Genomic DNA, 22,762 nt, shown 5'->3' on the forward strand with positions numbered 1-22,762 from the left:
GAACAAGACCATGAACATCAAGCACGCACTGAACACCGCAGCACTGGCCGTTACCCTCGCATTTGCCGGTGCCGCGCACGCGGACGACGCCTACAACCACAACGCCATCGTCGGTTCGGGTGGCATCGTGGCCGCCCCGGGCGCCACGCTGATCAATCCTGAGCCTGATTATCCGTTCCCGGCCGTCAGCGTCATCGTCTACGACATGACCAATGTCAGCAACCCAAGCCAGAGCTACCTGGCGTTCTGCTTCCAGCCGGAAGTGGTGCTGGGTACCACGTCCAGCTACACCGCCAGTTACAACGTCGGCACTGGTACGGTCAGCAACGCAGTGCGCAAGCTGTATGAAACCGCCTACGCCAGCACCATCGGCGACTCCGACAAGCAGATCTCGTTCCAGTTGGCGCTGTGGGAACTGCAGGCCGATAACAGCGATTTGTACAGCGGCGCACAGGCGTTCGCCTTGCCCGATACGCTGGTGACCGATGCCGCCACCATGCTGACCGTGGCTTCGGGACACACGCTGACCAACGCCTACAACTACACCATCTTCAACGGCGTCAACGCCGACACTACCGCCTCGCAGACGCTGATCGGCGTATCGGCCGTGCCGGAAGCGGACACCTGGGCCATGCTGGTCGCCGGCCTCGGCCTGGTGGGCCTGGTGGGCCGCCGCAAGCATCGCGCCACCGACAAGTTCACTGCATAAGTTCGACGTTTAAGACCTGCTTAAGCCATTCCGCCGCGCCCCGCAGCCAGTTGCTGCCGGGCGCGGTTTTTTTATCGGCCGGGGTGGGGTGTTTCACCCATGAAAGTGCGTTTGTATGGCACACTGCGGGCTTGTTACGTTTGATCCTCCCCTGGAGCCCATGAGTATTGTCAAGAATTTGCCGTTCGAATGGCGGGTCGGCCTGCGCTACACGCGCGCCGGCAAGCGCAGCGGACGGAACAGTTTTATCTCGTTTATCTCGCTGATTTCGATGGCTGGCATCGGCCTCGGCGTGGCGGCGCTGATCGTGGTGCTGTCGGTAATGAATGGCTTCCAGAAGGAAGTCACCGACCGCATGCTGTCGGTGCTGGCCCATGTCGAGGTGTTCGACGCCAGCGGTGTGATGCCGAACTGGCAGGCCGAGGCCGCCGCCGCGCGCAAGAATCCGGAAGTGATCGGCACGGCGCCATTTGCCGAAACCCAGGGCATGCTGGTGCGCGAAGACGTGCTGCGCCCGGCCGTGATTCGCGGCGTGCTGCCGGCCGAAGAGCCGAATGTGTCCGACGTCGCCAAGCAAACCCGGCGCGGCAGCTTCAGCGCGCTGCAGCCGGGCGCGTACAATATCGTGCTGGGCATCGAGCTGGCGCGCGCGCTGCGCGTGAACCTGGGCGAAAAGGTGACCTTGGCGCTGGCGCAGGGCCAGACCACGCCGGCCGGCGTGATTCCGCGTTTGCGCTCGTTCACCGTGGTGGGCATCTTCGAGGCCGGGCACAACGAATTTGACTCGGCGCTGGCTTTCGTCCACCTGACCGACGCTGAAAAGCTGCTGCGCATCGATGCGCCGGCCGGTTTGCGGCTGCGCTTGCAGGACATGCACCGGGCGCCGGACGTGGCGCAGGAGCTGAAGGCGTCGATGCCGGGCGATCTGGTGGTGCGCGACTGGTCCAAACTCAACGCCAACTGGTTCGCCGCCGTGCAGACCGAGAAGCGCATGATGTTCATCATCCTGACGCTGATTATCGCGGTGGCGGCGTTCAACCTGGTTTCGACGCTGGTGATGACGGTGACCGACAAGCAAGCCGACATCGCCATCCTGCGCACGCTGGGCGCCTCGCCGCGCTCGATCATGAAGATCTTCATGATCCAGGGCGCGCTGGTCGGCATCCTCGGCACCGCGCTGGGCGTGGCTGGCGGTGTGCTGGTGGCGCTGAACATCGACGTCATCGTGCCGTTTATTGAACATTTATTGGGAGTGCAGTTCTTGTCGAAGGATATCTACTACATCAGCACCGTGCCGTCGGACCTGCGCTGGCCGGATGTCTCCAAGATTGGCGGCGTGGCCGTGGTGCTGGCTTTTGTGGCCACCATCTACCCGAGCTGGTGGGCGGCGAGCGTGAAACCTGCGGAGGCGTTGCGCTATGAGTGAGCCGATTGTTCTGTCTTGCCGCAACCTCGGCAAAACCTTCACCCAGGGCTCGTATTCGGTGCAAGTACTGGCCGGCATTGATCTTGACGTGCGGCGCGGCGAGCGCGTGGCCATCGTTGGCGCATCCGGCTCCGGCAAGTCGACGCTGTTGCACCTGCTGGGCGGCCTCGACACACCAACCAAGGGCAGCGTGACCTTGCAAGGCAAGGATTTCGCCAGCCTCAGCGAGACCGCGCGCGGCGATCTGCGGAATAGCTCGCTGGGCTTCGTCTATCAGTTCCACCATCTGCTGCCGGAATTCAGCGCGCTGGACAATGTCGCCATGCCGTTGATGATACGCCGCGTCAAGCGCGCCGAGGCGGAATCGGCGGCGCAGCAGATCCTCAGCCGCGTCAACCTGGCCAAGCGCGTCACCCACGTGCCGGGCGAGCTGTCCGGCGGCGAGCGGCAGCGGGTGGCGCTGGCGCGCGCGCTGGTGACGCAACCTGCCTGCGTGCTGGCCGACGAACCGACCGGCAACCTCGATCACGCCACCGCGCAGCAGATTTTCGACCTGATGCTGGAATTGTCGCGCACGTCGGGCACGGCGTTTGTCATCGTCACCCACGACATCGAACTGGCGCGCCGTTGCGACCGCGTGCTGCGCATGACCGAACAGGGATTGCAGGCGGACGAGGCGTAAGCCATGTGGATCGACACCCACTGCCATTTGGATGCCCACGAATTCGGCAGTGAATCGGCGGCTCAGGCCGCGCTGGCGCGGCGGCAAGGGGTGGAGATGATCGTGATGCCGGCGGTGGAAACCGCCAATTTCCCCATCGTGGCCCAGTTGGCGGCCAGCGTCGACAATGCCTGTTATGCGCTGGGCATCCACCCCATCTATGTACCGAACGCGGTTGAAGACGATTTGCGCGTGTTGCGCGAGACGGTGGCCGCCGCCATGGCCGATGCGCGCTTTGTCGCCATCGGCGAGATCGGCCTTGATTTCTTCATCCCCATGCTGACCGAGCCGGCGATGCGCGAGAAGCAGGTGTTTTTCTTCCGCGAGCAGCTGAAAATCGCGCGTGAATTCGGCTTGCCGGTGCTGATGCATGTGCGTCGCTCGCAGGACGTGATCCTCAAGCATGTGCGGCAGATCGCGCCGGCTGGCGGCATCGCCCACGCCTTCAACGGTAGCGAGCAGCAGGCGCGCACCTATATCGAGCTCGGCTTCAAGCTGGGTTTCGGCGGCGCCATGACCTTTACCCGCGCCTTGCAGATCCGCCGCCTGGCGGCCGAATTGCCGCTGGAAGCGATAGTGCTGGAAACCGACGCGCCCGATATTTCGCCGGCCTGGGTCCATCCGGGCCGCAACAGTCCGGACCAGATTCCCCGTATCGGCGCCGTGCTGGCCGAGCTGCGCGGCCTGACGCCGGAACAGATCGCGGCCGCCACCACGGCCAACGCCCATGCCGCCATCCCGCGATTAACGGATCTGGTCGGATAAGAAAACGATTAACGTTGCAAATACGCCGCAGGCGCGCCATCGCAAGCTGGTCGCCTGCGGCGTTTGTCCATGGGCGTTGCAGCCGAGGTGATACTTAAAACAATATCGAACAGCAATTAAAATTGATTGGATTGGATGTTGCAATCTCCATAAGATGATTTTCAAGCGGTGTTCAGCACTGCAAAAAAAATATCACAAGGGAGACTATATGTACGATCCATCCGGCCGCGCCGCGGCTATCCTCGCACGTCCACTCTATTTGAAAATCTCCGTTGCCGCGCTGTTGGGCGCAGGCGTGCTCAGCAGCGCCTCGGTGTGGGCGCAAGCAGCCGCCGAACAGACGGAGCCGGCGCCTGACACCACCGTGGTGGTCACGGGCGTCAAGGCATCGCTGATCAAGAGCCTGGCGATCAAGCGCACCAGCGACCAGGTGGTCGAATCGGTGGTTGCCGAAGACATCGGCAAGCTGCCCGATAACAATGTCGTCGAAGCGCTGCAGCGCGTGACCGGGGTTCAGGTCACCAACCGCGCCGGCGGCGAAGTCGGCACCTTGTCGATTCGCGGTCTGCCCGACGTCCAAACCACCTGGAACGGCCGCAATATCTTTACCGCGTCCGGCACCCAGGTCGCGCTGCAGGACATTCCCTCTACGCTGGTGCGCCAGATTGATGTCTACAAGACGCGCGACGCCAGCCAGCTGGACACCGGCATTGCCGGCCAGGTTGATGTCAAGTCGCTGCGGCCATTCGATTTCAAGGGGCCGAAAGTGTCGGTTTCGGCGCGTGAAACCTATCTCGATCCGGCGAAACAAGCCAACCCGCAGCTCAGCGCTCTGTTAAGCAACCGCTGGGAAACCGGCATCGGCGAAGTTGGCGCTCTGGTCAATCTGTCGGCCAGCAGGACGAAGTACCGCAATGAAAGCGTGACGCCGGGTGCGATGGTGCCGTTCGCCAGCCCCAATGCGGCCGAAGATGCGGCCGGTTACACGCCGCTGCAGCGCATCACCGACACCAGCATCTGGACCCCTGGCACCCATACCGGCTTGCCGACGGCGGCGGGTTCAACGCTGAATTTCAACGGCAAAGATTATCCGTATTACCTGTCGCGTGACGCCGTTTTCCAGAGCGACCTGCAGGGCGAACGCGAGCGCCCAGCCGCCAATATCGCCTTGCAGTGGAAACCGAACAGCGATTCGGTCTACACCTTCGAATCGATGTACAACGGTTATCGTGACAAGGCCTTCAACCAGTTGCTGTTCAGCTTTGTTGATTGGTGGGGCGATCTCGGCACCAATCCCGCAGGGACGATTACGACCTACCCGGGCACCAACATTATCAAGACCCGTACCGTCAATAACGTCTATGGCTTCAACAGCGGCGACTACACCACGTCGGCCACCGATTCCTACGTGTATGCCCTGAACGGCAAGTGGAACCTGGGCGACCGCCTGAAGCTGGAAGGTGATCTGTCGTACCAGACCAGCACCTATCACTCGGAATTCACCGCCACCCGGATTGATCGCGTCGCACCTTCCATCAACGTCGACTTCAATTCCGGCGGCGGCAACACGTCGTTCCATTTCAATAACGACGCCGACCTGACCGACCCGACCAAGTGGAATGTTGCGCAGTTCTACGATAACGCCAACCGCAACAAGGGCAGCGCCGCGACGGGTAGTCTGGCGGGCGTCTATGATGCCGACTGGGGGGCGCTCCAGACGGTGCACTTCGGCGCGCGCTTCGACGACCGCAAGGCGTCGGAAGCCAGCCGGAGCCAATCGGCCTACCTGGGCCGTAACCTTGCCACGCTGGATTCGGCGTATTACTCCACCAACTCCGGCTTCGGCACGGCCCTCTCGGACGTTCCGCGCACCTGGCTGGAGCCTAATGCCTACTACATCCGCGACCATATCGACGAATGGCGCAAGCTGTATAACTCGGTCGATCCAAACTTCCTGACCACGGACCAGCTGAGCCTGCAGAAGACCTTCGAGGTCGAAGAAAAGACGACCAACCTGTTCCTGATGGGGAATACCCAAAACGACCTGTTCGGCCGTCGCCTGCGTGGCAATTTTGGCGTGCGCTACGTCAAGGTCAATACCGATATGACCTTCTACAAGGTGGATGCCACCACCAAGGCGGTCTCGACGTCCAGTGCCAGCAAGTCGACCAGCAAGCTGCTGCCTAGCGCGACCCTGATTTACGACCCGTCGAAGGATGTGGTGGTGCGCTTGAACTATGGTGAAACCCTGCGCCGTCCGAACTTCGGTGATCTGAATCCGGTCCTGCAACTCGGTGACGACGTGTCGAAGGTGGGTTATGGCTCGGGTAGCGGCGGCAATCCGGACCTGAAACCGACGCGCTCCAAGAATCTCGATCTGACGGCGGAGTGGTATTTCCAGAAGGACAGCGCACTCTACGGCACTTTGTTCAAGCGCAAGATCGACGGCCTGGTGGTGAGCTTGCGTCACAAGATACACGTCGATGCTGCGGACGATCCGTTCCGCAACTCGACCTCGGGTGGCGACCATACCAACGGCTATGACTACGTCATCAACTCGCCGGTCAACGCCTCCGACGGCAAGATCAGTGGCGCCGAGCTTGGCCTGATCTACTTCCCGAAAGGGTTGCCGAGCCTGCTGGACGGCCTGGGATTCCAGGGTAGCTACACGCGACTCCACTCGTCGCAGAACGTGCCCGACGCCAATGATGCCGGCGAGATCGTCGCCCAGCTGGAGACGCCGTTCTTCGGCGTGTCGAACAGCTCCTACAACGCCACTCTGGCGTACGAGAAGGGCCCGGTCAGCGCGCGCTTGTCCTACGTCTGGCGCTCCGGCTTCCTGGCCAGCAACGAAGCCGCCTTGTTTGCCAATCCGATTGGTATCTGGCGCCATCCGGAAAAGAGCGTGGACATGCAAATCTCCTACAAAATCAACGACAACATGTCGGTCGATATCAGTGGCGTCAACTTGACCAACGAAATGCAGCAGCAGTACTACCACTTTGGCGATGCGGGTAACGCCCAGCAGACCAATTTCGGTACGCTCCAGATAGGACGTTCGGTCGCGGTCGGCTTGCGCTGGAAGATGTAAGCTGACCTTATAGGTACTCCTTTGCGGCGGCAAACCATTTGGTTTGCCGCCGTTATTTTTTATTTCTTGAGAATTCGTATTTATCGATACTAAGATTGTGCCCGTCGCAGAAGTCCTCATGACAGGTCCGGCCTTCGTCTTCAAAAACGAATTTATCTTTTAGTATGTGAATCTTCAGCTTACAGGCAAGCGCCTTATACGGCGTGCTTAGCTCCAACCTATCGCCATTGCGGGAGAAGATGCCTGAGAAACGACAGTAAGATGGCGTGCTGGCGAAGCTGGTGAATTCAAACCAGACAGCGTATTCGCTTGTATCTAGTGCTTTGATTTGCAGGGTGTTCACAGGGTCTTTATCGCATGGTCCCCATTGCGCTGCATCGGCTATCCCGCTGCCATAATTTGTGACGCACCATCCAGTATGCTGATATGTGCCTGAGATTGGAGGTGCCGGTACGATCATTTCAATAAAATGGATTTGCTGCTTGTACGCCTGTAACAGGCAGTTCGCATCACCGCATTGGTTCCGTTCCTTGAGCCAGTTACGCTGAAATGTGCCATCCAAAGGCCCCCAATCAGATGGTGCCTGTCTGGCGGCTTTGTAGGCTGTCGCCATTTTTCAACGCGGCCTCTGTTCGTATTGGGTTAAGTAAGAGTGACATGATATAGATCAATCCAACGTCATTGCCGAAATAGTATCGCTAAAGTCAGGAGGATGCTATGCGGATGGCGCTGATCGGGTTGGCTATTGGCACGGGGTGGTTACAGACGCTGGCCGTGTTGCCGTCGTTGACGATGATGGTCGTTGCTGGCTGCGGTGTGCTGGCGGCACTGGCGGCATGGCGCGTGCTGGCGCGGCGCATTTGTCGCTTTGGCGCAGCGTTGGCGCTGGGCTGTGGTGCCGTTGCCGGTTTTCTTTGGGCCGCATGGCTGGCGCATGTGGCGCTGGCGCCGCAATTGGCGGAGGTGGATGAGGGGCGGGATATTGCGGTGGTGGGGACCATCGATAATCTGCCATACCGTTTCTCTCAGGGCGTGCGGTTCAATTTCGCGGTGGAGCGGTCTGACGTGCCGGTGCCGCCGAAGCTGGCGATTTCCTGGTATTCGGGCTATCGCGAGCAGGTGAATGATGTGCCAGACCTGCAGCCGGGCGAACGCTGGCGGCTCACGCTGCGCTTGCAACGTCCGCACGGCAATGCCAATCCCTATGGATTCGATTACGAAGCGTGGCTACTGGAGCAGGGCATCCGCGCTACTGGCTATGTGCGGGTGGCGCCGGGTAACCGGCGGCTGGACGGCTTTGTGTTCAGCATCGGCAATCTGGTCGAGCGCAGCCGCGCGGCGCTGCGGCAGCGGATACTCGCCGCGCTGCCCGGCAAACCGTATGCGGGAGTGATCGTCGCGCTGGTGGTGGGCGATCAGCGCGGCATCGACCAGGCGGACTGGCAGGTGTTCAACCGCACCGGCATCGGGCACCTCATTTCGATCTCCGGACTGCACATTACCATGGTGGCGGGCTTGTTCGCGTGGATGGCGTACACGCTGTGGCGCCACTCCTTCTTCACGCGCGCGCAGTTGCCGCTGCGGCTGCCGGCGCAAAAGGTGGCTGCGCTGGTGGGCGCGGCGGTCGCGTTGCTGTATGTGCTGCTGGCCGGCTTTGGCGTGCCAGCCCAGCGCACGCTGTACATGCTGATGGTGGTGGCGCTGGCGTTATGGTGCAACCGTTTGACCAGCATTTCGCATGTGTTGTGCACGGCGCTGGGTGTGGTGGTGCTGATCGATCCGTGGGCGGTGCTGTGGCCGGGCTTCTGGCTGTCGTTCGGCGCGGTGGCGGTGATTTTGTACGCGACGCTGGGCCGCACCATGCCACCGCGTGCGCGCAGCGCGCCGCCCGATCCGCGCGCACCGCACGTCCCGGTGCCGCTGACGCGTCGTGAGCGTTTCTGGATCAGCTTGCGCGTGGGGGCACACACGCAGTACGCCGTCACGCTGGGACTGGTGCCGATTACCATGCTGCTGTTCGGCCAGGTCTCCGTGGTCAGTCCGCTCGCCAATGCGGTCGCGATTCCGCTGATTAGTCTGGTGGTGACGCCGCTTGCGCTGGTCGGCAGCCTGCTGCCGCCGCTGCTGGCCGTGCCGGTGCTTGGCATCGCGCATGGCCTGGTGCTGGCGCTGGCCGAATGTCTGCAATGGTTCAGCGCCATGCGCTACGCCGTGTGGAGTGCGCCGGTGCCGCCGTTCTGGTTGTTCTGCTGGGCCATGTTCGGCACCATCTGGTTGCTGGCGCCGCGTGGCTGGCCATCACGCTGGCTGGGCATGGCGACCTGGATACCGTTGCTGGCCGCCGAACCATCCCATCCTCAGCCCGGACACATGACCGTCACGGCGTTCGACGTGGGGCAGGGCATGGCGTTGCTGATCGAAACCAGCGGACACCGGCTGCTGTACGACGCCGGCCCGGCCTACAGCCCGGAATCCAACGCCGGCAACCGTGTGATCCTGCCGTATTTGCGCGCGCGCGGCATCAACGCGCTGGACGGCATCATCGTGTCCCACAGCGATGCCGACCATGCCGGCGGCGCGCTGTCCGTGCTGGATGGCATGCGTACCGGCTGGGTGCTGTCATCGCTGTCGCCGCATCACGCCATTGCGTTAGCGGCGCGCCAGCATGTGCACTGTGCCGCCGGCCAGCGCTGGGATTGGGATGGCGTCCGCTTCGAGATGCTGCACCCGCATCCAGCCAGCTACGCCGAAACCAGCCTCAAGCCCAACGCCCGCAGCTGCACGCTGAAAATCACCGCCGGCGGCAAATCGATGCTGCTGGCGGGCGACATCGAAGCGGCCGAGGAGGGCGAACTGATGGCGCGCGACACGGCCGCCGTGCGCGCCGATGTATTGTTGGCGCCGCACCACGGCAGCGGCACCAGCTCCACGCCAGGCTTTCTGATGGCGGTGCGGCCCCAAGCCGCGATTTTCCAGGTCGGACACCGCAACCGCTACCGCCACCCTAAGCTGGAAGTCTACGAGCGCTATGGCGCGCTGAACATCCAGCGCTACCGTACCGACCGCCAAGGCGCGATCACGCTTGATTTTGGCACCGATATCACCATCACCAGCTACCGTGAGCAACAACGCCGTTATTGGCGAAATTAGAACGTTTCCACCAGCGCCCCGCAGCAAGTGCTATTACAATTGGCCGAAAACAACCATAACGGAGACTGCCAGTGAGCAAGCCCAAGCTGCATTTCGCGCACGCCAACAGCTATCCGGCGGGCGTCTACCGCCAGTTTTTCGCGCTGCTGTCCCAGGATTTCGATATCCAGTCGCTGGACATGCATGCCCACAATCCGCGTTATCCGGTCAGCGATGGCTGGCCGCATCTGGTCGACGAATACATCCACGAACTGACTACCCGCTACCATGAACCGGTGATTCTGGTCGGCCACTCGCTGGGCGGCATGCTGAGCATGATGGTGGCGCATCAGCGGCCGGATCTGGTGCGCTGCGTGGTGATGCTGGACGCGCCGGTGGTCGGCGGTTGGCGCGCCTTCGCCTGGCATTTGCTGAAGCGGCTGGGCAAGGCGTACAAGGTGCCGCCGGCCAAGTTCTCCATCCGCCGCCGCAACGTCTGGCCCAGCGCGCAAGCGGCCTACGAACATTTCGCCGCCAAGGAGCTGTTTGCGGTCTGGGCGCCCGGTGTGCTGACCGATTACATCGACAGCGGCCTCAAGCCGCATCCGGAAGGCGTGCAGCTGCGCTATACCCGCGAACACGAAACCGCCGTCTACGCGACCTTGCCGCATCACTTGCCGCGCTTGCTGCGCAAGGGCTATCCGGTGCCGGTCGGCTTTATCGGCGGCGACAATTCGTGGGAAACCAGCCAGTCCGGCCACAAGCACACGCAGGCGCTGGTGGGGCGCCATTTCCGCATCGTGCGCGGCGGCCATTTGTTCCCGATGGAGAATCCGGCCGTCGCCGCCCAGGCCACGCGCGAAATGATTGTGGATTTGCTGTCGGAGCAAGCTGGTAAAAAAGTTCTTAAAAGAGAGGCTTTAGCGTAAAATCTCGGGCATTGTAAAATTTTAGGGTTGTGTTGCGATGACGATTAAAAGCGATAAATGGATACGCCGGATGGCGGAGCAGCATGGAATGATCGAACCGTTCGAACCGGGTCAGGTCAAACAGCGCGACGGCCAGAAGATTGTTTCCTACGGGACATCCAGCTACGGCTACGACATTCGCTGCGCCGACGAGTTCAAGCTGTTCACCAACATCAACACCACCATCGTCGACCCCAAGGACTTTGACGCCAACAACTTCGTTGACGTGTCCGGCAAGGGCTACTGCATCATTCCACCGAACTCGTTCGCGCTGGCGCGCACGGTTGAATACTTCCGCATTCCGCGCAACGTGCTGACCATCTGCCTCGGCAAATCGACCTATGCGCGTTGCGGCATTATCGTCAACGTCACCCCGTTCGAACCAGAGTGGGAAGGCTATGTGACGCTGGAATTCTCCAACACCACGCCGCTGCCGGCCAAGATCTACGCCAACGAAGGCGTGGCGCAGGTGCTCTTCTTCGAATCCGACGAGGTGTGCGAGGTTTCTTACAAGGACCGTGGCGGCAAATACCAGGGTCAGGTCGGCGTGACGCTGCCGAAGACCTGATCGCGCCAGTTTTACAGTTCTTTACAATTGGGGCTCTACGGAGCCCTTTTGTTTTGCCGATAACAATCTCATAAATGAACTAAAGTGGGAGGATGAGATGGTTACGGCAGTCAGTTCCAGTACCTCGACAGCCAGCACCAGCAGTGCCGGCAGTTCGGATAGCGCCAGCACCATTGCGGCGCTGCAGAAACAATTGAAATCGCTGCAAGACCAGCTGAAGGATGCCAGCGCGGATACTTCCGAAGCCGGCGAGCAGAAAGCCAAGCTGCTGCAGACGCAAATTCAGGCGATCGAGCAGCAGATCCAGCAGTTGCAGGCGCAAGCCGCTCAGAAGGCGGCTCAGCAGGCGCAGCAACAGGCAGAGGCCAAACAGGCCGAACAAGCCGCGAAGCAGGACAGTTCGGGCAGCAGCAGCGACAAGCGCTACGCCACCCTCGGCAGCGTGATCGATACTACCGCTTAACCGGCAGGATCATTTCGACGCACAGGCCGCCGCCGGCGCGGTTGGTGGCCTTGATGCTGCCACCGTGCGCCTCGATCACGTGCTGGGCGATCGCCAGGCCCAGGCCGTGGCCTTCGGTGCCAGCATTGCTGGAGCGGAAGAAGGGCTGGAAGATGGTTTCCAGATCGGACGGCGCCACGCCCGGACCACGGTCCAGCACGCGGATCACCAGCTGACTGGCTTCCGGCAGCGAACGCACCTGCAACTGCACTTCACCACCTTCAGGGCTGTGCTTGATGGCGTTGCGCACCACATTTTCAATCGCGCGGCCCAGCAGATCCGACTGGCCGATCACTTGCACATCCGCTTCGCCTTCCTGTACCACGGTGCGCTGCTGGCTGGCCGCTTCGTAGCGGGCGTCGTCGGCAATCTGCTCCAGCAAATCGGCCATGGCGATCTGTTCCTGCGAAGCTTTGATGGCGCCGGCTTCCAGCCGGGCCAGCGTCAGCAGTTCGCCCACCAGCTTGTCCATGCGCACGCTTTCGCGTTCGATGCGCTCCAGCGAGGCGTTGATCTTTTCCGGGCTCTGGTGCGCCAGGCCGATCGCCGCCTGCAGCCGTGCCAGCGGCGAGCGCAATTCGTGCGATACATCGTGCAGCAGCCGGGTCTGGCCGTCGATCAGGTTGCGCAGACGCGCCGTCATGATGTCGAAATCACGGCCCAGATCGTTCAGCTCATTGCCGGCCTTGCCGGTGGCGTCGGCAAAGCGTGGCGACAGGTCGCCGTTGGCGGCGGCGTCAAACGCTTCGCGCAGGGCGCGGATCGGACGCGAGAAATACCAGGCCAGCAACACCGAGAACAGCAGGCTGGCCAGCGTGGCGGCGGCGATCGGCACCCACGGCCCCAGCGGCTGGAAGCGTGGACCCCATGGCCGGTCGCCGTTCATATCGCGGCCGTCCGGCATGCCGCCGGGGCCCATCATGCCCGGCATAGGCGAAGCGCCATCCGGACCGGGGCCAGGGAAGGGCGCGCGGTTATCGTTGTTCTGGGCGCCATCCAGCGCCGGCATGGTGCCGGGCGCGCCGGGGCCACCCTGGGCGCCGGGCGCGGCGGCGTTGCCGGCATTGTTGTTGCCATCCAGGCCGGGCGGGCGGCCCGGCATCTGGTTTTGCGGCGGCCGGGCGCCGCGCTCGTCGTTGCGCTTGAAGTTGTCGCGACGGTCATCACGGCGATCGTCGAGGCTATCCTGCAGCACCGAGGCCGCCTTCATCGCCATCTGCGTGCCGCCGCCCAGGTTGGCCAGCAACTGGCGATTGTCATCCAGACCGCGCTCGCGCTCGCCGGACGGCAGGAACAGCAGATAACGCTTGCCGTCGTCGCCGCCGACCTGGCGCACGGCACGCCGCACCTGATCCTTCAGCCGCGCGCGCGACTCTTGCAGCATCTGCGGATTGACCATGCGGCCGAGGATTTCATGACCCTGTTCGTCGACCGCATAGACGCGGTGGCGTTCCATGTTCTCCAGCATCCGGTGCAGTGCCTTGACGCCGCCGAATTCCAGCGTCGAGGCGGCGGCGTTGATCGCCATTTCAGCTGGCGGGCTGGTGTCCAGGCTGACTTGTTGCGATTGCTGGTTGCGGTTCTTCAACCACACCGCGCCGCCGATACCGACGGTTGCCGCAAGCTGCGCCAGAAATATGCACAGGAAAAACTTCCAGAACAAACGACCCAAGACTTACTCCTTGATCAGCTGGTAGCCGAGTCGGTACACAGTCTGCAGGCAGGAGCGGCCGTCGGCGATGGTGCCGAGCTTGTGGCGAAGCGAGCTCAGGTGGACGTCGATATTGCGGTCGAAGCGCGCCAGCGGGCGGCCCAGGCCTTGCTCGGACAGGGTGTTCTTGCTGACCGGACGGCCGGCGTTGCGCGCCAGCACTTCCAGCAGATTGAATTCGGTGCTGGTCAGTTCCAGCTTGGTGCCGGCCCAGGTGGCGCGGCGCTGTTCCGGCCACATGGTCAGCTGGCCGACCGTGATGGCGGTCTGCTGGCTGCTGTCGGCCGGCGCGCTTTGGGCGCGGCGCAGGATGGCGCGGATGCGGGCGGTCAGCTCGCGCGGCGTGCAGGGCTTGGCCACATAGTCGTCGGCGCCCAGTTCCAGGCCGACGATGCGGTCGGTGTCGTCGCCGCGGCCGGTCAGCATCAGGATCGGCAACTGGCTGTTGGTGCGAATCCGGCGTAACGTTTCCAGTCCGTTCATGCGCGGCATCATCACGTCCAGAATGGCGATCGAATACATGCCGGTGAAAGCTTCAGCGGTGCCAGCTTCGCCGTCGTGCACGGTTTTTACATCAAAGCCTTCTTGCTCCAGGTATTCCTGGAACATGCTCACCAGTTCGATGTCGTCGTCTATCAGCAGTACTTTGCTCTTCATTGCGCATTTTCTATGGATACAGATCGCTCATCATAACAGCCTCCCTCTATGAAGCGGGGCGTTTTACCCGCTTTTACAACGCATTTCTGTGTTGCAATTAAGTGTCAGAACGTCACTCTTTACTCTGATTTACGTTGCCCTAACGCCACTTTACACGGTGAGGGATGAATATAGTGGCCATTACCAATCAAGGAAAACATGGGCATGAAGACATCCACACCAAATGTACGAAACCTCCTGCTGGCAGCCGTTTTGGCGATGCCGCTGTTTGCGATCGGCGGCGCTGCCCGCGCCGACGAGTTAGGCGCAGATCAACCCCCGATGGCCCAGGGCGAACCTGGCCCCGGTCCACGCGGCTTTGACGGCGACAACGAAGGCCCTGGTGGCCCGGGCGGCCCAGGCAAGGAAGGCCCGCAGCATCGCGGCCCGCAACAAGGTGGCGAACGCGGCGGCGAACACGGCGGCCCGAACGGTGGTCCCGAGCATGGCCCGAACGGCGGTCCCGGCTTTGGCCCAGGCTTCGGTTTTGGTCCTGGCCCCGGCTTCGGCGGCGGCCTGTCACCGTTCTTCCACGGCGTCGAGTTGACCGAAGCCCAGGAAGACAAGATTTTCGCCATTCTGCATGCAGAAGCTCCTTACTTGCGCGACCAGGGCAAAGCAGCCCGCAAGGCATCGGAAGCACTGCGTGAACTGGCCAAAGCAGACAAGTACGACGACGCCAAGGCAGCGGCGTTGGCCAAGGAAGCCGCCACCGCGGAAGCCAATATCGCGCTGCAGCGCGTGCGTACTGAACAAAAGTTGCTGGCCGTGCTGACGCCGGAACAGCGCAAGAAGCAAGCGGACGAAAAGCCGCGCCATCCGCAGCGCCCTTAACGTTTTTTGCAGAGTTGTACCCGTAGTACCCCCTTTAAAAACTTAATAAGCGGAGAATTGTATGTCAATAAGCGCCCTTTCCAGCAGCGCCGCCAGCGCACTCAGCTATCTGAGCCGCCTGAGCAGCACGAGCAGCACCGACAGCACCAGCAGCACCAGCAGCACTGATGGTGTGCGTCCACCGCCGCCGCCACCAGATGATGGTGGTGGTTTCGCGGACGCCATTGCCGAAGCGCTGAAGTCGATCGGTATCACCGATACCAGCTCGACCGACAGCAGCAGCACCAGCACCGATACCTCGACCGCCTCGACCAGCACCGATAGCACCGACACCACGTCGACCGATGCTACCGATGTGGCGGCCGCTCTCGGCAGCTTCCTGCAAAGCTTGATGGGCGCATTGCATGCACAAAACGCCGACAGCACCAGCAGTGACACCCCGCCATACGGCGACCAGGTGGGCGCGGCCGGCGGTCCTGGCAAGATGGAGACGGATCTGCAAAGCCTGATTTCCGAGCTGAGCTCGGGCAGCAGCACGGACAGCACCGACACCACCACCACCAGCACCGATAGCAGCGACAGCAGCGATGCCGTCGACCAGCTGGAAGCGTCGTTCTCCAACCTGCTGGACAAGCTGGGCGTCAGCAGCAGCGACAGCAGCGACAGCACCAGCAGCACGGATAGCACCAGCAGCAGCGATGTTGCCTCCAAGCTGACCGCCTTCCTGCAAGCGCTGTCGAGCAAAGTGGGTCACAACGGCACCAGCGGCAACCTGGTGAACACCACGGTTTAACGCTGACTCAGCAATAACGCGAAACGCCGCGATGCCTTCGGGCCTCGCGGCGTTTTTTTATTGTGACGCCGCAGCGTCAGCGCCAATGAAAAAGGCAGCCGAAGCTGCCTTTTGTTCTGTTACTGCTTCACGCAATCGACGAAGTAACCGCGTTTGCCGTCGACCTCGCGCTTGACCAGGCCGTGGACGTCGGTTTCGAAGCCTGGGAAGCGTTCGTTGAAGTCGCGCGCGAAGCGCAGGTAGTCAACGATGGTCTTGTTGAAGCGCTCGCCCGGGATCAGCAGCGGAATGCCCGGTGGGTAAGGCGTCAGCAGGATCGAGGTGATGCGGCCTTCCAGCTCGTCGATCGCGACGCGCTCGATTTCGCGGTGCGCCATCTTGGCGAAGGCGTCCGAAGGCTTCATTGCCGGCACCATGTTCGACAGGTACATCTCGGTGGTCAGGCGCGCCACGTCATAGGCTTTGTAGAAGTCGTGGATTTGCTGGCACAGGTCGCGCAGGCCGACTTTTTCGTAGGCCGGATTGGCGGCCGCGAATTCCGGCAGAATGCGCCACATCGGCTGGTTCTTGTCGTAATCGTCCTTGAATTGCTGCAGCGCGGTCAGCAGCGTGTTCCAGCGGCCCTTGGTGATGCCGATGGTGAACATGATGAAGAACGAGTACAGGCCGCACTTCTCAATGATCACGCCGTGCTCGGCCAGGTACTTGGTGACGATCGAGGCCGGAATGCCGGTTTCGTCGAACTTGCCGTCCAGCGACAGGCCAGGGTTGACGATGGTGGCCTTGATCGGGTCCAGCATATTGAAGCCCGGCGCCAGCTTGCCGAAGCCGTGCCAGTCGTCTTCCGCCTTGATGATCCAGTCTTCGCGGGTGCCGATGCCTTCTTCGGCGAACTCGTTCGGGCCCCAGACCTTGAACCACCAGTCGCTGCCCCATTCCTGGTCGATCTTTTTCATGGCGCGGCGGAAGTCCAGCGCTTCCAGAATCGATTCCTCCACCAGCGCGGTGCCGCCCGGCGCTTCCATCATGGCGGCGGCGACGTCGCACGAGGCGATGATCGAGTATTGCGGCGAGGTCGAGGTGTGCATCAGGTAAGCCTCGTTGAAGGCGTCCTGGTCCAGCTTGACGGTTTCCGATTCGCGCACCAGCACCTGCGAGGCCTGCGACAGGCCGGCCAGCAGCTTGTGGGTCGACTGGGTCGAGAAGATCATCGACTCCTTGGCGCGCGGACGGTCTTTGCCGATCGCGTGCATGTTTTTGTAGAAGTCGTGGAAGGTGGCGTGCGGCAGCCAGGCTTCGTCGAAGTGCAGGGTGTCGATCTGGCCGTCCAGCAGCTCGCGCAGGGTTTCCACGTTGTACACCACGCCGTCGTAGGTCGACTGGGTGATGGTCAGGATGCGTGGCTTCTTGTTCACCGCTTCGCGCGCGAACGGGTTGGCTTCGATCTTGCGCATGATGCTCTCCATCGAGAACTCTTCCAGCGGGATCGGGCCGATGATGCCGAGGTTGTTACGGGTCGGCATCAGGAACACTGGAATCGCGCCGCACATGATGATCGAGTGCAGAATCGATTTGTGGCAGTTACGGTCAACCACCACGATGTCGCCCGGCGCCACGGTCGAGTGCCACACCATCTTGTTCGAGGTCGAGGTGCCGTTGGTGACGAAGTAGCAGTGGTCGGCGTTAAAGATGCGGGCGGCGTTGCGCTCGGACTTGGCGACCGGGCCGGTGTGGTCCAGCAACTGGCCCAGCTCTTCCACCGCGTTGCAGACGTCGGCGCGCAGCATGTTTTCACCGAAGAACTGGTGGAACATCTGGCCGATCGGCGATTTCAGGAACGCCACGCCGCCGGAGTGGCCGGGGCAGTGCCACGAGTAGGAACCGTCGTTGGCGTATTCCACCAGCGCGCGGAAGAACGGCGGCGCCAGGCCGTCCAGATAGGACTTGGCTTCGCGGATGATGTGGCGGGCCACAAACTCCGGCGTGTCTTCGAACATGTGGATGAAGCCGTGCAGTTCGCGCAGGATGTCGTTCGGGATGTGGCGCGAGGTGCGGGTTTCGCCGTACAGATAGATCGGGATGTCGGCGTTTTTGTAGCGGATTTCCTCGACGAAGGCACGCAGCGATTTCAGTGCGGTGTCGGTGTCTTCCACCGAGCCGGTGCCGAATTCTTCATCGTCGATCGACAGCACGAAGGCCGAGGCGCGCGATTGCTGCTGGGCGAACTGGGCCAGGTCACCATAGCTGGTCACGCCCACCACTTCCATGCCTTCTTTTTCCATTGCATCGGCCAGGGCGCGAATGCCCAGGCCGGACGTGTTCTCGGAACGGAAATCCTCGTCAATAATGACGATGGGGAAACGAAATTTCATGCATGTCTCCAAAAAGGCAGCCGCCCCCTGACCGGATGTGGTGGGGGCGGGCTAGGGCGCGACCGTGAGGTCGCCAAAAAAATAAGAACGGGATTCTCGCAGAAATAGCGATGCTGCGGGAAAAAATATCGTACCAGAATGCCGTAAATGCATGACGCCCTGATTACAGTGTCATGCTATTCAGTCAATGTTGCGTTAGTGAGCGGCAAACCAGGCCAGGCCACCCAGCACCAGGCCGACGCCAGCCACGCCGTAGGCCAGGCCCATCATCCACTTCTTGCGGGTCAGCAGGGTGATCGCGGCCAGCGAGATGGCGATCTGCTCGGCGGTGGTGGCCAGTGCCCACTGATGGTGCTTGTGCATGGCCTCGTCCGACTTGTGGTTCCATTCCTGAGCGGATGCCTCGAACTTCTCGGCTTCCTTCTTGATCTCTTCCTTGTCGTGCTTGTAGCGGGCGGCGTCGGCCTCGTAACGCTTGGGATCGACGCCGGGCAGCGTCATGACCACCTCGGCCAGGTTCTGGCGCGCGTTCTTGGCCTGGTAGTAGTTCCATTTGTTGGCCGCTTCGGTTTTGTCGATGGCGGCATTGTTCTTGTACAGCGCCGCTTCGTTCTGGGTGGCGCCGCCCAGATAGCCGAACGCCGCGCCGACGGTGGCCAGGATGGCCGTCATCACGGCGATGTTGTTGGAGAAGCCGTCGTTGCCGTGCGCGGCGTGTTCGACCGCGTGATCGTGCGGGCCGTGTACGTGGAAGCCTTGACCAGACATGGGTATCCTTCTTAAAACTTATGCCTTGCGGCGCAGGGTGACAAAAGCGTAATGCAGACCGGATGCCTCGGAAACGTGCGGCTCGCGCGCGGTTTCCTGCCAGCTGGCGTCGAGCGCCGGGAAGAAGGCATCGCAATCGAAGGTATGGGCGATTTGCGTAATAATCAATGTGTCCGCCAGATGCAGCGACTGTTGGTAGATTTCAGCGCCACCGATGACGAAGCCTTCGGCGCCGTCCAGCAGCGCAATCGCCGCCTCGACGGAGCCGACAACTTCCACGCCTTCGTGCGTCCATTCCGCGTTACGGGTGATGACGATGTTGCGGCGGTTCGGCAGCGGGCGGCCGATCGACTCAAAGGTCTTGCGGCCCATGATGATGGGGTGGCCGGTGGTGAGGCGCTTGAAGTGTGCCAGATCCTCCGGCAGCTTCCACGGCAGCGTGTTGTTGATGCCGATGCCGCGCTGGGCGTCGGTGGCGACGATGATGGTGAGTTGGCTCATGGTGATAAGTGCGCGAAGGAGGCGCTATTATCGTTGAAATTACAGACCAGGGGGAGGCGGCATGCGCACGTAGAGTGCATCGTCTTTATTGCGGCGGCGATTGCGCCACCAATCGCGGCAGCTTGGGCCATCGGCACAGCTGCTGGCGCAGTCCAGTAGCTGGCAGGGATTGACCCCGTCGCAGGGCAAATGCGGCAGGTGACAGGATGGCAGATCGCAAGAGGGCACATCGCAGCTGGGCACATCACAGAACCCGGCTTGCGCACGATAGTGGGCGCGCAGGCGGCTTGGCGGTGGTGCCGGATGGTGGTGACGATGAACCGCGCCACAGGCGGTCAGCCTGCGGTTGAGCAGCGTCAGTCCGCGTAGCACGCCATAGCGCGCAATCACGCGTCTGCCGTAGCAGGAGCAGCTATCACGCCCGGTGTGGCCGCGGAAAGCGCAGGAAAAGCCTTTCAGCGGCGACAGGTAGCGCTGGTAGAACGCAATGGCCGCCAGTGCCAGCGCTTTCATAGGGTGCGGTAGAAGTCCAGCATGTAATCCGCCAGCACCTGTGGTGCTTCCAGCGGGATCATGTGGCCGGTGCCTTCTTGCAGCACGTGCAGCCGGGCGGCGGGGTTGTAGGTGGTGAATTCGCGGATGTCGTCGGCGGGTACCAGCTTGTCCTGTTCGGAGGCGACGATCAGGATCGGGCACGTAAGCTCGCCGGTGCGCTGCATCAGGTCCGGACGTTCGATGGTGGTGCGAAATTGTGTCAGCAGCACGTCCTTGCCCAGTTCAACTGCCATGTCCTGGATCACATCCACGATGGCCGGATCGTCCAGATGTTCCGGCGCCAGGATTTCGCGCAGCCGCATTTGCGTCATGCCGGTGTAGTGGTTCTTTTCCAGCAGCGGAATGATGCGCAGGCGCGTGGCTTTTTCCTTTTCCTGCAATCCCTTGGCCGAACTGGCGATGATGGTCAGCGAATTCACCCGTTCTGGATTGGCCAGCGCGTATTCCACCGCCAGGTAAGCGCCCAGCGAGAACGACACCAGATTGGCTTTGGGCGCGCTGTGGGCGCCGATCAGCGTCTGCATCTCCGTGCGCGAGCGCGCTTCATGCAGCGGCACGTGGTTGAATTCGAAACCATCGCCCAGCAATGGCAGCAGGCGGTACCACATGCGTTCATCGCACAGGGTGCCGGGAACAAAATCAAGTCGCGTCATTGTAAAAGGCGGTGAGGGCGGCGGCCAGTTTTTCCGGCGCTTCCAGCGGGATCATATGGCCGCTGCCTTGCACGATGTCGAGCTGGGCGCGCGAGGATTGCGCGGCCATGTTGCGCAGATCGTCGGCGCTGACCATGGCGTCTTCCTCGGCGCCGATGATCAGCACCGGGCATTTCAATTCGTCCAGGCGTGCGGCCAGGTCGTCGCGCTCCATCGAGGCGACAAACTGCGCCAGCATCACGTCCTTGCCCAGGTCCAGCGACATCTGCTGGATTACCTCGGTGACGCTCTTGTCGTCCATGTGCGATGGATGGACGAAGCTGCGCAGCTGGCTGGGGGGCATGCCGGCGAAGGTGTGTTTCTCCAGCGCGGCCATGGTGCGCTGACGGCGTTCTTTTTCCTCTGGTCGCAGGGCGCGCGCGGAACTGCAGATCAGTACCAGCGAGGCCACGCGGTCAGGATGGTTGAGCGCATGCTCCAGCGCCAGGTAGGCGCCCAGCGAGAAGGCGACGATGTGGGCCTGCGGTGCGGTGCGCGCGGCGATCACCGACTGCATCTGCGCGCGGGTGCGGGCTTTGTACAGCGGGATGTAATTCGGTTCGACGTAGTCTGGCAGCAGCGGCGCCAGCTTGCCCCATAGCCGCTGGTCGCACATGGTGCCGGGGACGAAGTCGAGCCGCATCATACGGCCATTGCTGCGGTGATGGGCGCGTGGTGTTGGTAGCCGTCCAGCGCGAAGTCGGTCGGTTCGATTTTTTCGAGCCACTCCGGTTCGTATTTGCCGGTTTGTGCGAACGCCGGCACGCGGTCGGAGATGATCAGCTGCGGCAGCGGGAACGGCTCGCGCTTCAGCTGTTCCTGCACCATCTCCATGTGGTTTTCGTAGATGTGCGCGTCGCCAATGAAGTAGCTGAACCAGCGCGGCGTGTAGCCGGTGAGACGGCCAACCAGGTGCATCAGCGCGGCGCCTTCCGCCAGGTTGAACGGGGTGCCCAGGCCAAGGTCGTTGGAACGAACGTAGAGGCACATCGACAGTTCTTTGGTGGTCGGGTTCGGAATAAACTGGTACAGCAGGTGGCAGGCCGGCAGGGCGACTGCATCCAGCACGGCCGGGTTCCAGCCGTGGAACAGGATGCGGCGGCTGCTCGGATTATTCACGATCGTGTCGAGGCACTCGCGCAGCTGGTCGATGGCTTTGTAGAGCAGGACTTTCTGTACGCCGTCTTCTTCCAGTTGCGAGACCACGGTGAAGCCGTTTTTCTGGGCGTTGGCGATTTGTGCCGGTTGGTCGGCGTCCAGCAGCTTGTAGCCCGGCCATTGGCGCCACTGCACGCCGTAGACCGGCCCCAGGTCGTCGGTGCCGAGTCGATAGGGGTTGTCCAGCCATTGCTGATTTTCATTGGCGTTCTGGTCCCAGACCTTGCAGCCCAGCGCGCGGAAATCGGCGGCGCTGCGCGAGGCGCGCAGGAAGGCGCACAACTCACCCACCACGGATTTGAATGCCAGCTTTTTGGTCGTCACGGCGGGGAAACCTTTGGTCAGGTCGAAGCGCATCATCGCACCCGGCACGCTCAGCGTGCGGATGCCGGTGCGGTTGTCCTGCCAGCTGCCGCTGTCGATGACGGTCTGGATCAATTCCTGGTATTGCTGCATTCAGTTCTCCAACGTGGGGTGGTGCTCAAAGTTCGTTATTTTATCAGGGCGTCCGGACGCGGGTCAGCGCGATCCCGGCTTGGACTTGCGGCCGCCCGGCTGTGCCTTGGCGCGACCGTCCGCGCGGGCCTGCGATTTGGCGCCACGGCCATTGGCCACCACCACTGAACCTTTGGGCGCCGCACCGCTGCCACCATAACCGCTGCCGTCGCGCGATCCGCCAGCGTAGCCGCCACCAGACGACCGGCCGCCCGGGCCGCCCGCGCTGCGTTTGCCGTCGCCCGAGCCGCGCGCTGCCCCATCAGCGCTGCCTCTGCCATAGCCGCCTGCGCCGCTCGCACCGCGCC

The 22,762-nt window shown here is 62.1% G+C and carries 21 protein-coding genes and 1 pseudogene; 11 read left to right on the top strand and 11 right to left on the bottom strand.

Annotated elements, in window-relative coordinates; genetic code table 11:
• Positions 1-10: 10 nt before the first annotated feature.
• The 5 genes from GJ699_RS27170 (at position 11) to GJ699_RS27190 (ending at position 6,712) form a co-directional block, all read left to right on the top strand.
• On the top strand, positions 11-709 hold the full coding sequence (locus tag GJ699_RS27170; protein ID WP_154382305.1) for a PEP-CTERM sorting domain-containing protein: 699 nt from the start codon (positions 11-13) through the stop codon (positions 707-709).
• 160 nt (positions 710-869) lie between these two features.
• Positions 870-2,135, top strand: coding sequence for a lipoprotein-releasing ABC transporter permease subunit (locus GJ699_RS27175; protein WP_154382307.1), 1,266 nt, complete (start codon positions 870-872; stop codon positions 2,133-2,135).
• Positions 2,128-2,817 carry a lipoprotein-releasing ABC transporter ATP-binding protein LolD gene (gene lolD / locus GJ699_RS27180; protein WP_154382310.1) on the top strand — a complete coding sequence of 230 codons (690 nt, stop codon included), beginning with the start codon at positions 2,128-2,130 and terminating at the stop codon, positions 2,815-2,817. The genes GJ699_RS27175 and lolD overlap by 8 nt, the downstream gene beginning before the upstream one ends.
• Positions 2,818-2,820: 3 nt before the next feature.
• Positions 2,821-3,621, top strand: coding sequence for a TatD family hydrolase (locus GJ699_RS27185; RefSeq protein WP_154382312.1), 801 nt, complete (start codon positions 2,821-2,823; stop codon positions 3,619-3,621).
• A gap of 208 nt (positions 3,622-3,829) precedes the next feature.
• Positions 3,830-6,712 carry a TonB-dependent receptor gene (locus GJ699_RS27190; RefSeq protein WP_154382314.1) on the top strand — a complete coding sequence of 961 codons (2,883 nt, stop codon included), beginning with the start codon at positions 3,830-3,832 and terminating at the stop codon, positions 6,710-6,712.
• 52 nt (positions 6,713-6,764) lie between these two features.
• Here GJ699_RS27190 and GJ699_RS27195 read toward each other — a convergent pair whose 3' ends face one another.
• Positions 6,765-7,325 carry a lysozyme inhibitor LprI family protein gene (locus GJ699_RS27195; protein ID WP_154382316.1) on the bottom strand — a complete coding sequence of 187 codons (561 nt, stop codon included), beginning with the start codon at positions 7,323-7,325 and terminating at the stop codon, positions 6,765-6,767.
• 104 nt (positions 7,326-7,429) lie between these two features.
• Between GJ699_RS27195 and GJ699_RS27200 the strand changes: the two genes are divergently transcribed.
• The 4 genes from GJ699_RS27200 to GJ699_RS27215 all read left to right on the top strand — a co-directional run bounded on the left by GJ699_RS27200 (position 7,430) and on the right by GJ699_RS27215 (position 11,840).
• Positions 7,430-9,862, top strand: coding sequence for a DNA internalization-related competence protein ComEC/Rec2 (locus GJ699_RS27200; protein WP_154382318.1), 2,433 nt, complete (start codon positions 7,430-7,432; stop codon positions 9,860-9,862).
• Positions 9,863-9,933: 71 nt separating this feature from the next.
• Positions 9,934-10,770: an alpha/beta fold hydrolase gene (locus GJ699_RS27205; protein ID WP_371867686.1), complete on the top strand. Its 837-nt coding sequence runs from the start codon at positions 9,934-9,936 to the stop codon at positions 10,768-10,770.
• Between the two features lie 37 nt (positions 10,771-10,807).
• Positions 10,808-11,377 (top strand): dCTP deaminase, encoded by a 570-nt coding sequence (gene dcd, locus GJ699_RS27210; protein ID WP_154382322.1) that lies wholly within the window; start codon positions 10,808-10,810, stop codon positions 11,375-11,377.
• Between the two features lie 97 nt (positions 11,378-11,474).
• Positions 11,475-11,840 (top strand): FlxA-like family protein, encoded by a 366-nt coding sequence (locus GJ699_RS27215; protein WP_154382324.1) that lies wholly within the window; start codon positions 11,475-11,477, stop codon positions 11,838-11,840.
• Here GJ699_RS27215 and GJ699_RS27220 read toward each other — a convergent pair.
• Both GJ699_RS27220 and GJ699_RS27225 read right to left on the bottom strand, forming a co-directional pair.
• A complete protein-coding gene (locus GJ699_RS27220; protein WP_154382326.1) occupies positions 11,830-13,551 on the bottom strand; it encodes a HAMP domain-containing sensor histidine kinase in 1,722 nt (573 codons plus the stop codon). The genes GJ699_RS27215 and GJ699_RS27220 overlap by 11 nt on opposite strands.
• A 3-nt stretch (positions 13,552-13,554) precedes the next feature.
• Positions 13,555-14,247, bottom strand: coding sequence for a response regulator transcription factor (locus GJ699_RS27225; protein ID WP_154382329.1), 693 nt, complete (start codon positions 14,245-14,247; stop codon positions 13,555-13,557).
• Between the two features lie 204 nt (positions 14,248-14,451).
• Here GJ699_RS27225 and GJ699_RS27230 point away from each other — a divergent pair, with 204 nt between their 5' ends.
• Both GJ699_RS27230 and GJ699_RS27235 read left to right on the top strand, forming a co-directional pair.
• Positions 14,452-15,120 (top strand): Spy/CpxP family protein refolding chaperone, encoded by a 669-nt coding sequence (locus GJ699_RS27230; RefSeq protein ID WP_154382330.1) that lies wholly within the window; start codon positions 14,452-14,454, stop codon positions 15,118-15,120.
• Between the two features lie 61 nt (positions 15,121-15,181).
• Entirely contained in the window at positions 15,182-15,913 is a 732-nt protein-coding gene (locus tag GJ699_RS27235) for a hypothetical protein (protein WP_154382333.1), read from the top strand.
• A gap of 119 nt (positions 15,914-16,032) precedes the next feature.
• Here GJ699_RS27235 and GJ699_RS27240 read toward each other — a convergent pair whose 3' ends face one another.
• From GJ699_RS27240 to GJ699_RS34770, 8 genes and pseudogenes are all read right to left on the bottom strand, one after another.
• Positions 16,033-18,285, bottom strand: coding sequence for an arginine/lysine/ornithine decarboxylase (locus tag GJ699_RS27240; protein ID WP_154382335.1), 2,253 nt, complete (start codon positions 18,283-18,285; stop codon positions 16,033-16,035).
• Between the two features lie 195 nt (positions 18,286-18,480).
• On the bottom strand, positions 18,481-19,053 hold the full coding sequence (locus GJ699_RS27245; protein ID WP_154382337.1) for a DUF4337 domain-containing protein: 573 nt from the start codon (positions 19,051-19,053) through the stop codon (positions 18,481-18,483).
• Between the two features lie 18 nt (positions 19,054-19,071).
• Positions 19,072-19,554: a dihydrofolate reductase gene (locus GJ699_RS27250; protein WP_154382339.1), complete on the bottom strand. Its 483-nt coding sequence runs from the start codon at positions 19,552-19,554 to the stop codon at positions 19,072-19,074.
• A gap of 39 nt (positions 19,555-19,593) precedes the next feature.
• The gene (yidD, locus tag GJ699_RS27255; protein WP_154382341.1) at positions 19,594-20,067 is read right to left on the bottom strand and encodes a membrane protein insertion efficiency factor YidD; all 474 of its coding nucleotides are present in this window, start codon (positions 20,065-20,067) and stop codon (positions 19,594-19,596) included.
• Entirely contained in the window at positions 20,064-20,762 is a 699-nt protein-coding gene (locus tag GJ699_RS27260; protein WP_229262316.1) for an alpha/beta fold hydrolase, read from the bottom strand. Before GJ699_RS27260 ends, yidD begins: the two co-directional genes overlap by 4 nt.
• Positions 20,749-21,447 (bottom strand): alpha/beta fold hydrolase, encoded by a 699-nt coding sequence (locus GJ699_RS27265; RefSeq protein ID WP_154382343.1) that lies wholly within the window; start codon positions 21,445-21,447, stop codon positions 20,749-20,751. Before GJ699_RS27265 ends, GJ699_RS27260 begins: the two co-directional genes overlap by 14 nt.
• Positions 21,444-22,415 (bottom strand): thymidylate synthase, encoded by a 972-nt coding sequence (locus GJ699_RS27270; protein WP_154382345.1) that lies wholly within the window; start codon positions 22,413-22,415, stop codon positions 21,444-21,446. Before GJ699_RS27270 ends, GJ699_RS27265 begins: the two co-directional genes overlap by 4 nt.
• 63 nt (positions 22,416-22,478) lie before the next feature.
• Positions 22,479-22,762: pseudogene (locus tag GJ699_RS34770) on the bottom strand (hypothetical protein); the annotation flags it as partial.

Source organism: Duganella guangzhouensis (genome assembly GCF_009674535.1).
Taxonomy (GTDB): domain Bacteria; phylum Pseudomonadota; class Gammaproteobacteria; order Burkholderiales; family Burkholderiaceae_D; genus Rugamonas; species Rugamonas guangzhouensis.

What these genes read in the sequence shown, in the direction of transcription:
- GJ699_RS27170 (WP_154382305.1), top strand. Translation starts at nt 11, where the DNA reads ATGAACATCAAGCACGCACTGAACACCGCAGCACTGGCCGTTACCCTC.
- GJ699_RS27175 (WP_154382307.1), top strand. Translation starts at nt 870, where the DNA reads ATGAGTATTGTCAAGAATTTGCCGTTCGAATGGCGGGTCGGCCTGCGC.
- lolD (WP_154382310.1), top strand. Translation starts at nt 2,128, where the DNA reads ATGAGTGAGCCGATTGTTCTGTCTTGCCGCAACCTCGGCAAAACCTTC.
- GJ699_RS27185 (WP_154382312.1), top strand. Translation starts at nt 2,821, where the DNA reads ATGTGGATCGACACCCACTGCCATTTGGATGCCCACGAATTCGGCAGT.
- GJ699_RS27190 (WP_154382314.1), top strand. Translation starts at nt 3,830, where the DNA reads ATGTACGATCCATCCGGCCGCGCCGCGGCTATCCTCGCACGTCCACTC.
- GJ699_RS27195 (WP_154382316.1), bottom strand. Translation starts at nt 7,325, where the DNA reads ATGGCGACAGCCTACAAAGCCGCCAGACAGGCACCATCTGATTGGGGG.
- GJ699_RS27200 (WP_154382318.1), top strand. Translation starts at nt 7,430, where the DNA reads ATGCGGATGGCGCTGATCGGGTTGGCTATTGGCACGGGGTGGTTACAG.
- dcd (WP_154382322.1), top strand. Translation starts at nt 10,808, where the DNA reads ATGACGATTAAAAGCGATAAATGGATACGCCGGATGGCGGAGCAGCAT.
- GJ699_RS27215 (WP_154382324.1), top strand. Translation starts at nt 11,475, where the DNA reads ATGGTTACGGCAGTCAGTTCCAGTACCTCGACAGCCAGCACCAGCAGT.
- GJ699_RS27225 (WP_154382329.1), bottom strand. Translation starts at nt 14,247, where the DNA reads ATGAAGAGCAAAGTACTGCTGATAGACGACGACATCGAACTGGTGAGC.
- GJ699_RS27230 (WP_154382330.1), top strand. Translation starts at nt 14,452, where the DNA reads ATGAAGACATCCACACCAAATGTACGAAACCTCCTGCTGGCAGCCGTT.
- GJ699_RS27235 (WP_154382333.1), top strand. Translation starts at nt 15,182, where the DNA reads ATGTCAATAAGCGCCCTTTCCAGCAGCGCCGCCAGCGCACTCAGCTAT.
- GJ699_RS27240 (WP_154382335.1), bottom strand. Translation starts at nt 18,285, where the DNA reads ATGAAATTTCGTTTCCCCATCGTCATTATTGACGAGGATTTCCGTTCC.
- GJ699_RS27245 (WP_154382337.1), bottom strand. Translation starts at nt 19,053, where the DNA reads ATGTCTGGTCAAGGCTTCCACGTACACGGCCCGCACGATCACGCGGTC.
- GJ699_RS27250 (WP_154382339.1), bottom strand. Translation starts at nt 19,554, where the DNA reads ATGAGCCAACTCACCATCATCGTCGCCACCGACGCCCAGCGCGGCATC.
- yidD (WP_154382341.1), bottom strand. Translation starts at nt 20,067, where the DNA reads ATGAAAGCGCTGGCACTGGCGGCCATTGCGTTCTACCAGCGCTACCTG.
- GJ699_RS27260 (WP_229262316.1), bottom strand. Translation starts at nt 20,762, where the DNA reads ATGACGCGACTTGATTTTGTTCCCGGCACCCTGTGCGATGAACGCATG.
- GJ699_RS27265 (WP_154382343.1), bottom strand. Translation starts at nt 21,447, where the DNA reads ATGATGCGGCTCGACTTCGTCCCCGGCACCATGTGCGACCAGCGGCTA.
- GJ699_RS27270 (WP_154382345.1), bottom strand. Translation starts at nt 22,415, where the DNA reads ATGCAGCAATACCAGGAATTGATCCAGACCGTCATCGACAGCGGCAGC.